The 13,183-nt window shown below is 47.4% G+C and carries 9 protein-coding genes; 4 read left to right on the top strand and 5 right to left on the bottom strand.

What is annotated here, in order from left to right:
• Positions 1–348 precede the first annotated feature (348 nt).
• The 5 genes from dxs to nagB form a co-directional block, all read right to left on the bottom strand.
• Complete coding sequence (gene dxs / locus IEY24_RS31290) at positions 349–2,292, bottom strand: 1-deoxy-D-xylulose-5-phosphate synthase (RefSeq protein WP_188939229.1); 1,944 nt, start codon at positions 2,290–2,292, stop codon at positions 349–351.
• 86 nt (positions 2,293–2,378) lie between these two features.
• On the bottom strand, positions 2,379–3,293 hold the full coding sequence (locus tag IEY24_RS31285) for a rhomboid family intramembrane serine protease (RefSeq protein WP_188939228.1): 915 nt from the start codon (positions 3,291–3,293) through the stop codon (positions 2,379–2,381).
• Positions 3,294–3,295: 2 nt separating this feature from the next.
• Positions 3,296–4,081 (bottom strand): rhomboid family intramembrane serine protease, encoded by a 786-nt coding sequence (locus IEY24_RS31280; protein ID WP_188939227.1) that lies wholly within the window; start codon positions 4,079–4,081, stop codon positions 3,296–3,298.
• 59 nt (positions 4,082–4,140) lie between these two features.
• On the bottom strand, positions 4,141–6,027 hold the full coding sequence (mutL, locus tag IEY24_RS31275) for a DNA mismatch repair endonuclease MutL (protein WP_188939226.1): 1,887 nt from the start codon (positions 6,025–6,027) through the stop codon (positions 4,141–4,143).
• Between the two features lie 499 nt (positions 6,028–6,526).
• On the bottom strand, positions 6,527–8,467 hold the full coding sequence (gene nagB / locus IEY24_RS31270; RefSeq protein WP_188939235.1) for a glucosamine-6-phosphate deaminase: 1,941 nt from the start codon (positions 8,465–8,467) through the stop codon (positions 6,527–6,529).
• A gap of 353 nt (positions 8,468–8,820) precedes the next feature.
• On the opposite strand from nagB, the gene glyA reads away from it, so the two are divergent.
• The 4 genes from glyA to IEY24_RS31250 all read left to right on the top strand — a co-directional run bounded on the left by glyA (position 8,821) and on the right by IEY24_RS31250 (position 13,171).
• Positions 8,821–10,122: a serine hydroxymethyltransferase gene (gene glyA / locus IEY24_RS31265; RefSeq protein ID WP_188939225.1), complete on the top strand. Its 1,302-nt coding sequence runs from the start codon at positions 8,821–8,823 to the stop codon at positions 10,120–10,122.
• A 238-nt stretch (positions 10,123–10,360) separates the two neighbouring features.
• Positions 10,361–11,062: a tetratricopeptide repeat protein gene (locus IEY24_RS31260; RefSeq protein WP_188939224.1), complete on the top strand. Its 702-nt coding sequence runs from the start codon at positions 10,361–10,363 to the stop codon at positions 11,060–11,062.
• Positions 11,063–11,179: 117 nt separating this feature from the next.
• A complete protein-coding gene (gene ribH, locus IEY24_RS31255; protein ID WP_188939223.1) occupies positions 11,180–11,668 on the top strand; it encodes a 6,7-dimethyl-8-ribityllumazine synthase in 489 nt (162 codons plus the stop codon).
• 144 nt (positions 11,669–11,812) lie between these two features.
• The gene (locus IEY24_RS31250) at positions 11,813–13,171 is read left to right on the top strand and encodes an aspartate kinase (protein ID WP_188939222.1); all 1,359 of its coding nucleotides are present in this window, start codon (positions 11,813–11,815) and stop codon (positions 13,169–13,171) included.
• Positions 13,172–13,183: the final 12 nt, after the last annotated feature.

Below are 13,183 nucleotides of genomic sequence, written 5' to 3'. Positions count from 1 at the left end.
CAAACCTGGTAAAGTAGGTAGCCGCCACAATTATTAATACACACAAAAGCCACTCAGTAATGGGTGGCTTTTTGCGTTTATAGCTATATAAACCTTCGTTACCAAGTTAGTAAGATGCGTAAGAGTATTTCGCGGCTTACAGATCCTACCAAGACTCTCAATATTCTTCAGAGAAGCGGACCTGCACTATCCCGCAGCTTATTTTTACTTCTGAGCGACTTTCTACGCCATTCCGAAGGAAAAGGTCGTCCAAACGTAAAAGAAGTACGTAAACGAAAGAAATGTCGGTTCAATCCATGCATAAAAAAAGCCGATCTAATGACCGGCTTGAATTGGATACTTATCTTTTTAATGGATTGCTAAGACTGTTTTAGACTGTCGCGTGACGAATTCAAGGGAAGCAGAAACAATACCTGTAGTATCGATCCCGCATTCCTTGTAAAGCTCAGAAGGTTCGCCGTGTTCAACGATCGAATCCGGAATTCCGAGGCGTTTAACCTGATTGGTATATCCGTTGTCGATCATAAATTCCAACACAGCACTCCCAAATCCGCCTTGTAAGCAGCCATCTTCCAATGTCATGACTCTCTCATAGGACAAGAAGATTTCGTGCAGCATGGCCTCATCCAAAGGCTTTGCAAAGCGCATATCGAAAAGGCCGGCATCAATACCATGTTTTTCCAGCTCTTCACAAGCCTGCAAGGCGAAATTACCCAGCGGGCCAAAAGACAGGATTGCAAGACCGGTACCGTCTTTAATTTTCCTTCCCTTACCAATCTGAATTTCTTCAAAAGGTGTCTTCCAATCCGGCATGACGCCATTACCCCTCGGATAACGGATCGTGAATGCATTTTTGCCTGACTGAAAAGATTCCAGCTGCGCGGTGAACATCATATTCCGGAGTTCCTGCTCGTTCATAGGCGATGCGACAACCATATTTGGAATACAACGCATGAAGGCGATGTCATATACGCCATGGTGCGTCGGCCCATCGGCTCCCACCAACCCTGCCCTGTCGAGACAGAAAATAACCGGTAATTCCTGGATACATACGTCATGCACAACCTGATCATAGGCGCGCTGCATGAATGTGGAATAGATATTACAGAAGACGATATCGCCACGCGTTGCCATTCCCGCCGAAAAGGTAACGGCATGCTGCTCGGCAATGCCGACGTCAAATGCCCTTTCAGGAATAGTCTCCATCATGATGTTCAAAGAGGAGCCGGATGGCATCGCAGGTGTGATACCGACTATTTTTGGGTTTTCTTTGGCCAGTTCCACTATGGTATGACCGAATACATCCTGATATTTTGGCGCCTGAGGCGTGTTGTAGACTTTTTTCTTGATCTCCCCCGTGATCTTGTCGAAAACACCGGGAGCGTGCCATTTCGTCTGGTCCTTTTCAGCCGGTCCGTAACCTTTTCCTTTCACGGTGAGGCAATGAAGCAGCTTGGGGCCAGGAATGTTTTTAAGATCCTTCAGTACTTCTGTCAGATGGCTGATATCGTTTCCATCAATAGGACCGAAGTAGCGTAATCCAAGCGATTCGAACAGGTTGCTCTGACGAAGGATTGCAGTTTTCATCGCCGTTTCGACTTTGGAAACAATTTCCTGTGCACTCTTGCCGAAGTTGCTCATTTTACCGAGCAGATTCCAGACTTCGTCTTTAAACTTGTTGTAAGTCTGCGAAGTGGTAATGTCGGTCAGATATTCTTTCAGCGCACCGACGTTCGGGTCGATGGCCATGCAGTTGTCATTGAGGATAATCAGCAAATTGGAATCCGTAGCGCCTGCGTGGTTCATGCCTTCGAAGGCTAGTCCGGCTGTCATAGCCCCGTCGCCAATGATAGCGATATGCTGGCGTTCGAAGTTTTTTTCCAATGCAGATGCTACCGCCATACCTAGCGCCGACGAAATGGATGTAGACGAGTGTCCTACGCCAAATGCATCGTAAATGCTTTCTTTTCTTTTTGGAAAACCGGAAAGCCCGCCGTAAACGCGGTTGGAATGAAATTCATCGCGCCGACCAGTAAGTATCTTATGGCCGTAAGCCTGGTGTCCCACATCCCATACGAGCTGGTCGTCGGGCGTATTGAATACGTAGTGCAGTGCGACGCTTAATTCGACCACACCAAGGCTAGCGCCGAAGTGTCCGCCGTAAACCGACACGTTATCGATGATAAATTGCCTTAACTCGTTGCAAACCTGCGGAAGCTGAGAACTGTCCAGTTTTCGGAGATCTTCGGGAGAATTAATTGTTGCTAATAATTTTCCTGGCGTTATAAGCATACCGTAGGGCTATTGAAACAAATTTACTAGCTGTCCGCTTTATTAAATAGTCACAAAATTAAGCAAATACGCATTAAGTCTGACTATTATTTTTGCTGGCTCGCCTTGAACAACTTTTGCTTTTCTTCCCTCGTCAGGCTTTCATAGCCCGATTTCGAGATCTTATCCAGGATCGAATCGATTTCCATTTGATCCGGCATTTCGATGGTGCCGGATGATGATGACGAATATACACTGGTGCTGCGGTATACCTGCCGTTCCCGGTAAGTTACCTGCATCGATGGCCGTTTCCGGAAAATGCGCGACCATACAGCCAGCAGTCCGTAGATCGGTTTACCCAGATCTGTCCCGTTTTGCAGCAGTTTGATGAATATATAACCTGTGAAAGCACCGCCTAAATGTGCCAGGTTTCCCCCGGCATTAGGTCCCACAGTCTGTGCGAGCGACAGAATGATGTAGAACAACGCGATGAATTTGATACGTACAGGACCCAAAAAAATCAGGTTGAATGTATAGTTGGGCAGCAATGTGGAAGCTCCTACTGCCACTGCAAATGCCGCGGCCGATGCGCCAAGCATCCTGGAACCTTCGATATGCGCCTGAAAATAAGGGAGCAGATTATATAAAACGATGTAAATCAGGCCACCGGCGATTCCGCCAAGCATATATAACGCTATAACCCTTTTGGCACCAAGATACTCATCCACCAGCTTCCCAAACCAATAGAGAAAGAGCATATTGAAGAGAATGTGAAATATATCGTCGTGTGTGAAGAAGTACGTGATGAGCGTCCAGGGCTTGTAGATGAATTCTCCCGTAGCGGCCGGAAGCTGTAACATATTGATCACCAATGCGTATACGTTCGAAGACTGAGAGAGGGTAAGCACAATCTTCATGAGCAGCAGGATCAGGAAAACTGCTGTATTTACCAGGATAATCTTTACCAGTGCATTCTCGGATTTCGCGAATTCCCGTTTAACGTCGTCAACAATATTGCTCATCTTCAATAGAAATTTGATTTTTGCGTACCCCAGTAGCGCAACAATATATATGCAAATAGCATTCCTCCAATGTGCGCGAAGTGGGCAACATTATCAGATTGAGCATTTTGTATTCCTGAATACAATTCAAAAAGCCCATAAAAAGCAACGAAATACTTTGCTTTTATAGGGAATGGTACAAACAGGAGAAAAAGCTCCGTATTTGGAAACAATAGACCAAACGCCATCAGGATCCCGAAAATTGCTCCCGAGGCCCCAACCATCGGTATGCTGATCGACCAGGCATAAAAACCTTGTACCAGCTTAATACTCTGTTGAATATACACGGAATTGGTTGGATTTCCTTCGAAAGAATTCAAAAAGTCGAGGTTCGGTTCATAGAGGGCTTCGGCGTGCTTGCTCAGGAAGTCGGCGAGGCCATCGGGCGTTGGGCTTTGCGTAAATAACTCAACGGCATTAGCGACTTGCCAGTTCTCGTAAAGGCCTATGCCTGAAAACAATAGCCCTGCACCTATACCGGTTACAAAATAAAAGATCAGAAACCGCTTCGGCCCCCAGATCCTTTCCAGTAACGGCCCGAACATGATCAAACCGAACATGTTGCTGAACAGGTGGCCAATGCCGCCATGCAGAAACATGTAGGTGACAAACTGGAAAATGTGGAACTCCGGCGACATTACCGGCATGAGTGCAAACTCGCCTTTCAGGCTAAAAACAGAAGAATCTATAAAGTAGAATAGGATATTCAGAATTAATAAATTCCTTACCGTAGGGGTTATGGCTAACATATTTAATTCAAATTCAAAGATTTATCTTCAATAAACTTCACAAATCCGGTTTTTGTTTCTCAACCCCGGAATATGTTGGCCAGCTTATCCATCGTCAGCAGAACGATAATCGGTTCACCACCGGGCGTCCGGTTAGGGTCGGACGACGAGAACAGCTGGTTGAGCAATGTGTGTATTTCAACGTACGAAAGCTTGACCGCATAACGTACCGAAAATCGTTTTGCCAGCGATCTCGACAGACTCTCCGGCTTATTCAGTTTAAGATCGGAATAACTCTGTTTAAGTTGCTCGATCAGCTCTTCGAACAAATCCTGCTCACTTTCTTCCGGTAAGTCGGCCGGAATGCCGCGGATGATCAGCTCATTTGCCCCAAATTCATCGAACTCAAAGCCCAGGCTGCGGATTTCCTTTTTTGTTTCATGCACAAGCTGCATATCCGAGTGTGTCAGTCGGATAGTTTTCGGAAAAAGCAGCTGCTGGCATGCGCCATTGCGGTTGATAAGCATTTTACGATACCGTTCGTAGAGAATGCGTTCGTAGGCCGATTTCTGGTCGATGAGCATAATCCCGTCTTTCACCTGCGACAATATGTAGCGGTTATGGAGCTGGAATAGCAACGCATCCGCCTCCGGCGCGGCAATTACCTCCGACGCCATCCGGTTCACCTTGCTGGCCACAGTCTTAGCCTGCTCCTGGTATACGGGTCGCGAAGCGGCTGTTGTACCCATCTCGAATGCAGCCAACTCCCGGTGCCGGTCGTCGGTATTTTGCAGTCCTTCGAACAGCTTGCTCCAATTGGTCAGGTTCGATTTGGATGCACTGCTCTCGCTCTTGCGCGGCTGTGCGGCCCAATCGGGCATAACCGTACGCGGTATGAGATTGTTATTAGGTTCTGAAGGTGAGGGATTGAGGAAATTAATATTTTCCTCAAAATCGATGGATTGCGAGAGATTATAAACACCTACTGCCTTTTTCACCGCTGCCATGATGATCGCGTACACCGACCGCTCATCGTCGAATTTGATCTCCGTTTTAGTGGGGTGAATATTGATATCGATATGTGAGGGGTCGATGTCAATAAACAAAACATAAAACGGGTGACTACCTTCGGGTATGGTGCCGTCGAAAGCGCTGATCACCGCATGGTGCATGTAATTATGCTTGATGAAGCGGTCGTTCACGAAAAAGAATTGCTCACCGCGCGTTTTACGGGCAAATTCGGGCTTGCCAATGTACCCCCGGACGTTGATATAGGAAGTGTCTTCCTGGCAATAGGCGAGCTGCTCGCGGTAGCTTTTGCCGTAAATATCGATAATCCTTTTCACCAGCTTCACCGATTGAAGGTTGAAAACCTCCGTATCGTTATGATGAAGCGTGAATGCAACCTCCGGGTTGGCTAATGCTACGCGCTGAAATTCGTCGAGTACGTGACGCATTTCAACCGAATTGGATTTTAGAAAATTCCGGCGGGCAGGTACGTTGAAAAACAGGTTCCGTATCGAAAAGTTGGTGCCTTTCGGACAAGCTATTGCCTCCTGCGCTTTGATTTCCGAGCCGTCGATGCGGATCAGTGTGCCCAGTTCGTCGGACTCCTGCCGCGTACGCATTTCCACCTGCGCCACCGCTGCGATCGATGCCAGCGCCTCGCCGCGAAAGCCCATTGTCCTGATCCTGAATAAATCCTCCGACTGCCTGATCTTCGAAGTAGCATGCCTTTCGAAACTCATGCGGGCATCGGTTTCCGACATTCCGGTGCCATTGTCGATCACCTGGATCAGCGTCCGGCCGGCCTCGCGGAGTATCACTTGCACCTGGGTTGCCTTCGCATCAATCGCATTTTCCATCAGCTCCTTTACCACCGAAGCGGGTCGCTGAACGACCTCTCCCGCGGCGATCTGGTTGGCTATGGAATCGGGTAATAGTTGAATGATGTCGGATGAAGGCATGTCGGAAGTGGCAGTTAACTTTACTATAACAAATAAACAAAAATTTTTTTTACTGCCCGGCGAATATCGGTGGGTAACAAATCGGATCTAATTGCTTTTTCAAGAATCCCAATTGAAATAATTACATTAATAATTCAAATTTTACAGAAAGTGTGAGCGTTAGTGCTGTAAAAAGTTGTTGACTATTAATTAATTGTATAACTTGGGATACTAACCTATGTTGTTTAAGCACCTGATCCTGTTATGAAAACGCCAATTATCAAGAGATTTAACTTTACCATGGCATTGCAATGGCTTATCTTTTTACCGGTCATTCTGCCTCTTTGTATCATTTTTGGCGCCATACAAGGCGTAATGAATATGGTTGAAAAAATGGCACACAGGATGTGGGTTGACATGGAATTGTAACACCAGAACCGCGCATTTAATCAGCATATCAGGTAGATATAAATAAAAAGAGCCCGGATTTTTCCGGGCTCTTTTTATTTATGGTTATTACTTAGAACTTCCAGCGTACGAAAGCTTCCATTGCTTCGTATTCGGCGAGGCCGAGTGAATCGTACAATTGCGCGGTTCCGCGGTTGCGCTCTTCGGCACGTTGCCAGAACTCGCGTGAATCTTCTCCCTGGAATACCACACCGTCTTTCTGCGACTGGTGCTTGAATATTCCCTGGCGTTTTTTCAGCACCTGGTCAGGGCTCATCGGAACGGCCATTTCAATTTCATAAATATCCCATTCAGCCCATGCGCCGCGGTAGAGCCACACCCAGCAGTCTTTCATAAAATTCTTATGTTTCGAACGCTGCAATGCGGCTTCGATAGCGTCCCAGCACACTTTGTGCGTTCCGTGCGGATCGGCGAAGTCGCCGGCTGCGTAGATCTGGTGTGGCTTAACTTCCTCTATCAGGTTTTCGATGATTTTGATATCCTCTTCACCGATCGGCTTTTTCTGAACAGTACCGGTTTCGTAAAAAGGCATATCGAGGAAATGCGCCTGGCTGGTTGGGATACCTACAAAACGGCAGGTTGCCTTTGCCTCACCACGACGAACCAGACCTTTCACTTTACGAACCTCGGGCGTATCGATCTCGCTGTTTTTGGTATGTCTCAAAAAGTCTTTGGCGTCCTGGAACAATTTGCTCGCATTCGGGCTGTCGATTCCGAAGCCGTTGTTGAAATCCACTACAAAATCGATGAAGCGCAACGCTTCGTCATCGGCTACGGCGATGTTGCCGGAAGTCTGGTAAGCAACGTGTACTTCGTGTCCCTGGTCGACGAGGCGCTGGAACGTGCCGCCCATCGAGATAATGTCGTCATCCGGGTGCGGGCTGAAAATCAGTACGCGTTTTTTAGCAGGCTGAGCGCGCTCCGGACGGTGCGTATCGTCTGCATTGGGTTTCCCGCCCGGCCATCCGGTAATGGTATGCTGTAATTGGTTGAATACATTGATATTGATTTCGTAACCAGCACCGTATTGTGCCAGCAAATCGCTCATACCATTGTCGTTGTAATCCTTGTCGGTCAGTTTCAGGATCGGTTTTTTCAAGGTTTGCGACAAATGGGTCACCGCTTTCTTGATCATTTTATTGTCCCAGATCACCGAATCAACAGCCCAAGGCGTTTTGATGCGGGTCAGCTCGGAAGCCGCGCTTTCGTCCACCACAAAAGAAACGTCGGCGTGCGCTTGCAGGTAAGAAGCAGGGTTAAGCTCGGTCACAGGGCCTTCCACGGCACTTTTGATCACCGAAGCTTTTCTTTCACCCCAGGCCAGCAGAACGACGCGGCGTGCATTCAAAATTGGCGCAACACCGAGCGTGATCGCTTTGCGAGGTACATTATGCAAGCCACCGAATTCCATGCTTGCTGCGGCGCGCGTTGAGTGGTCGAGCGTGATGAGGCGTGTATGCGAGTTGATCAACGAACCCGGTTCGTTGAAACCGATGTGTCCATTGCCCCCGATACCGAGCAACTGGAAATCCAGTCCTCCTACCGCATTGATTTTATTCTCATAAGATGTGCAGTAATCACGCAGCATGGCAGCTGGTACTGTTCCATCCGGAAGGAAATAGTTTTCTTTCGGAATGTCGACGTGATTGAATAGCTGTTCCTTCATGAACCGGTGGTAGCTGTAAATGGAATCCGGTTCCATCTGATAGTACTCGTCCAGGTTAAAAGAAATCACATTCTTGAAGCTCAAACCTTCTTCACGGTGCATACGCACGAGGATCGCGTAAACCGTCTTTGGCGAAGAACCGGTAGCAAGTCCCAGAACGCAAGGCTTTCCTTCCTTTTGTTTCTGACGGATCAGGTCCGAAATCTCTTTCGCAACCGCATAGGACGCCTCTTTGGAATCGGCAAAAATCTGCGTCGGGATTTTTTCATAGGTAATGGGTTGCCCTATGGTGCCGGAAGTGCCTTTTCCATTGTTGGAAGCTTGCATCAGGATTGTTTGTGGACTTACCGTTTGTTGGCTCATAACTAAATGTTAAATTATGTAAGAGGTTCGTGAATAGACTGGAATATATACTGCAAGTTACTCATGTGTTCGATCACGCACGAACGATTTGACCACAAAAGTACAACGGAAAACAAATATTCTTAAAATAATTTAAGAAATAAGTTACACTTAAAATTACGCCTGTCGCCGTACTGCGGACTATTTCACCGGAATCAGCTTATCGGCCGGTTCGCACTTTAAATATAAAGTAAGTGTTAGTATTTTATTCCAAAATAATTGCTTGTATTTTTGCGGCTTATTCCAAGAGTATCACACCATTTTTTCTGACAAATCCCATGTCTACACTCACCAGCGTTGAACGCGACACCGCCATTTTTGATCTGATCAACAGAGAAAAACATCGCCAGGAGTCTGGTATCGAACTGATCGCATCTGAAAACTTCACGTCACGCCAGGTGATGGAGGCGTCAGGCAGTGTGTTGACCAACAAATACGCAGAAGGTCTGCCAGGCAAGCGTTACTATGGCGGCTGCGAGGTCGTTGACGAAATTGAGCAGATCGCGATCGACCGTTTGAAAGAACTTTTCGGTGCTACCTGGGCTAACGTACAGCCACATTCGGGAGCACAAGCCAATACAGCAGTTTTCCTTGCTTGTTTGAACCCCGGCGACAAGATCATGGGTTTCAACCTCGCACACGGAGGTCACCTTACACACGGTTCGCCCGTGAACATTTCGGGTAAATATTTCCAACCTGTATTTTATGGTGTTGAGGCAGAAACTGGTCTGATCGACTGGGATAAAGTAGAGGAAACTGCATTGAAAGAGCGTCCGAAGCTTTTGATCTGCGGCGCATCCGCGTATAGCCGTGACTGGGATTACGAACGCCTGCGCGCAGTGGCCGACAAAATCGGTGCATTGCTGATGGCCGATATTTCCCACCCCGCCGGTTTGATCGCAAAAGGTCTTCTGAAAGATCCGTTCGATCACTGCCACATTGTTACTACTACAACGCACAAAACACTTCGCGGCCCACGCGGCGGTGTGATCATGATGCGCAACGATTTCGAAAACCCGTACGGTATTAAAACCCCGAAAGGGCAGCTGCGTACCATGTCTTCATTGCTCGACTCAGGCGTATTCCCGGGTACACAAGGCGGACCTTTGGAGCACATTATCGCTGCCAAAGCCGTTGCATTCGGCGAAGCATTGAGCGAAGGATATTACAACTACGCTACCCAGGTTGCGAAAAATGCCCAGGCAATGGCTAAGGCATTCGTGGACAAAGGTTACCGCATTATCTCGGGCGGTACCGACAACCACCTGATGCTGATCGACCTGCGCACTAAAAATGGTGTAGAATCGGGTCTGACTGGTAAACTGGCGGAGAATACATTGATCAAAGCAGACATTACCATCAACAAAAACATGGTGCCTTTCGACGACAAATCGCCGATGGTAACCTCGGGTATGCGTGTAGGTACTGCCGCGATGACAACCCGTGGATTGGTAGAGGCTGATATGGAGCGTATCGTTGACCTGGTGGATACCGTTCTGATCAACAACGACAACGACGCGAAAATCGCAGCTGTGAAAACAGAAGTAAACGAATGGATGGCACAATATCCATTGTACTAATATATTATAGTAATGCATAATGCTGCGCGGTGACTCTGGTTGCCGCGCAGTTTTTGTTTGCGGGGATTTCGTTAATGCACTGACGCACAAATCAAACAGTTTGAAATGCATTTGTCACCGTAAGCCTTTCGTTAACTAATGGTTGGCGGGAAATATATAACACAAAGAATTGTGACCTAACTTGTTTTGACTTAATAAGTTTTTCATAACTTTGCACTCCAAAATCGAATTAATTGATATGAGCAAGAAAAATCCGGGCGAACCCGGGATTGAAATCATCGAATCTCCGGAGGCATTAGCGGGTCAGATCAATAAAGCTGAGGTTTTTTTTCTTAAAAACCGTAAGGTTGTTCTTGGAATCGGTGTGGCGGTTGTGGTTGCTATTGCTGGTTTCGCGGGTTACCGTTTTTATATAGATGGTCAGGAAGGTACTGCCCAGAATGCACTTGCCAGTGTCGTTTACGATTTTGAAGCCGATTCATTGCAAAAAGCATTGAATGGTGCCGGTGGTAACGAAGGCCTTTTGTCTATCGCCGACAATTACAAAGGAACCGATGCAAGCAACCTCGCGAGCTTCTACGCAGGTGTTGCTTTGCTGAAACAAGGCAAATACGATGAAGCGATTAGCCGTCTGCAATCATTCAGCTCTTCCGATCTGTTGATCCACGCACGTGCCCAGTCATTGATCGGTGACGCTTATTTGGAAAAAAATCAGGCTGCCGAAGCCATCTCATATTATCAGAAAGCTGCCGATTATGAGAAAAACGAATATTTTACACCCGTTTATCTGATGAAATTGGCGCTCGCGCAGGAGAAGGCTAACCAGCCGGCTGACGCGGTTGCTACGTATAAACGTGTTGTTGACGAATTCCCACTTTCCTCGGAAGTGGTGAATGCCAAGAAATATATGGGATTATTAGAGGGACAGGTCGGCAAATAATGGTTAACCATTCTGTTTCTGAAAAAGGATAAAGCCGACGACGGTTTTATCCTTTTTTTATTCATTTAATCCGGAATTTAAATAATACCTGTTTTTAAATAAACCGATTGAAAATCAATGTCAAGCGCCGATAAAAACCTAAGCGTATTCACAACGGAAGGACTTCCGGATATCAGCAGTAAAAAATTCGCGATCGTCGTAGCCGAATGGAACAGCGAAGTGACCGAAAAGCTCTTTGAAGGAGCTTATCAAACCCTGGTCACCTATGGGGCGCTTCCGGCGAATATCGTCAGAGGTAATGTACCGGGAAGCTTCGAGCTGACCGTGGGCTCGCAATGGTTCGCCCAGCGCGCCGATATTGACGCGGTAATCGCATTGGGCGTGGTAATCCAGGGCGAAACCAAGCATAACGATTACATCAACCACGCAGTAGCACAAGGCATCACGAGTGTTAGCCTGAAATACGACAAACCGGTAATTTTCGGCGTACTCACTCCCAACAACATGGAACAGGCGCTGGAACGATCAGGTGGCGTACACGGCAACAAAGGCGACGAAGCCGCGATGACGGCGATCAAGATGATCGGGCTCAAAGAAATAATTTGAATGACTGAATGAGTGAATAGGGCGGGCTCCCGTCCGGCAGCGAAAGTCGCAGTTTGATTTTCATTATCAGTTATATTCACTCATTCACTCATTCACACACTAAACCATTCGGTCATTCAATCATTCAATCATTCATAATTAACTATGCAAGTCTGGAAATTTGGCGGTACTTCGGTAGGGAAGCCTGAGCGTATGCACTCAATCCGCGAACTCCTCAACAATGATCCTAATCGTAAAATTGTGGTATTGTCGGCTTTGTCGGGTTCTACCAATGCGCTGATCGCTATCGGAGAAGCAGCCAAATCGTATGACGATGCCAAGGCTGCGGCCCTGATTGAAGAGTTGAAAAACCATTATGATCTGTTTATCAAGGAATTGTACTCAACACCCGAGGGGCTTGCGGCTGGTCAGCAGATCGTAGATTCGGAATTTGGGTTTATCAAATCCGTGGTAAGCGTGAAGCCATTCACCATTAAGCAGGAGAAAGAGCTCGTTGCGGAAGGTGAAATATTAAGTACCAAAATGTTCCAGGCGTATTTGGAAGAAAAAGGCGAGAGCTCGGTATTGCTGCCCGCATTGGATTTCATGCGCATCGATGCCGATGGCGAGCCGGAACTGGCTGCTATCGAGGAAAAACTGGTAACCATTCTGAACCAGTATACCGACAAGCAGACGATCGTAACCCAGGGCTTCATTTGCCGCAACCCGCGCGAGGAAGTGGATAACCTGAAAAGAGGTGGCTCCGACTATACTGCGTCACTGATCGGCGGTGCGATCCGTGCGGACGAAATCCAGATCTGGACAGACATCGACGGAATGCACAACAACGACCCGCGCATTGTGAAACGTACCTTCCCGATTCGCGAGCTGACGTTCGAAGAGGCGGCTGAATTGGCATATTTCGGGGCGAAAATTTTGCACCCCAGCACCATCACCCCGGCCAAATTGCGCGGTGTACCGGTTCGTTTGAAAAACACCATGCAACCGGAAGCTCCCGGAACGCTCATCGCGACCCAGAGTTCCGACCGCGACATCAAGGCCATTGCCGCGAAAGACAATATCACGGCGATCTACATTCACTCGACCCGTATGCTGAATGCTTACGGCTTCCTTCGCAGGGTGTTTGAGATTTTCGAGAAATATAAAACGCCCGTGGACATGATCACGACGTCCGAAGTATCGGTGTCGGTAACGATCGATAACTCCGAAAACCTGGAACAGATCAGCGCAGAATTGCGTGAATTCGCTGATTTGGAGGAGCATGACCGCGATCAGAACATTATCTGTATCGTTGGTAATTTCAGCGCCGACAAAGAAGGGATCGCCTTGAAAGTACTGGATGCGATGAAAAACATTCCGATACGAATGATTTCGTACGGTGCTTCCGAGCACAACCTTTCGTTGCTGATCCATTCGAAATATAAATCGGAGGCATTGAACGTACTCAACGAGCGTCTTTTCTTTTATGAGGATGCGATGAAAGACATTTTCACTGCTCCCTGATAACAAAGCATT

It is taken from the genome of Dyadobacter endophyticus (assembly GCF_014641595.1).
Taxonomy (GTDB): domain Bacteria; phylum Bacteroidota; class Bacteroidia; order Cytophagales; family Spirosomataceae; genus Dyadobacter; species Dyadobacter endophyticus.
This window is presented reverse-complemented; position numbering and strand designations above follow the sequence as displayed.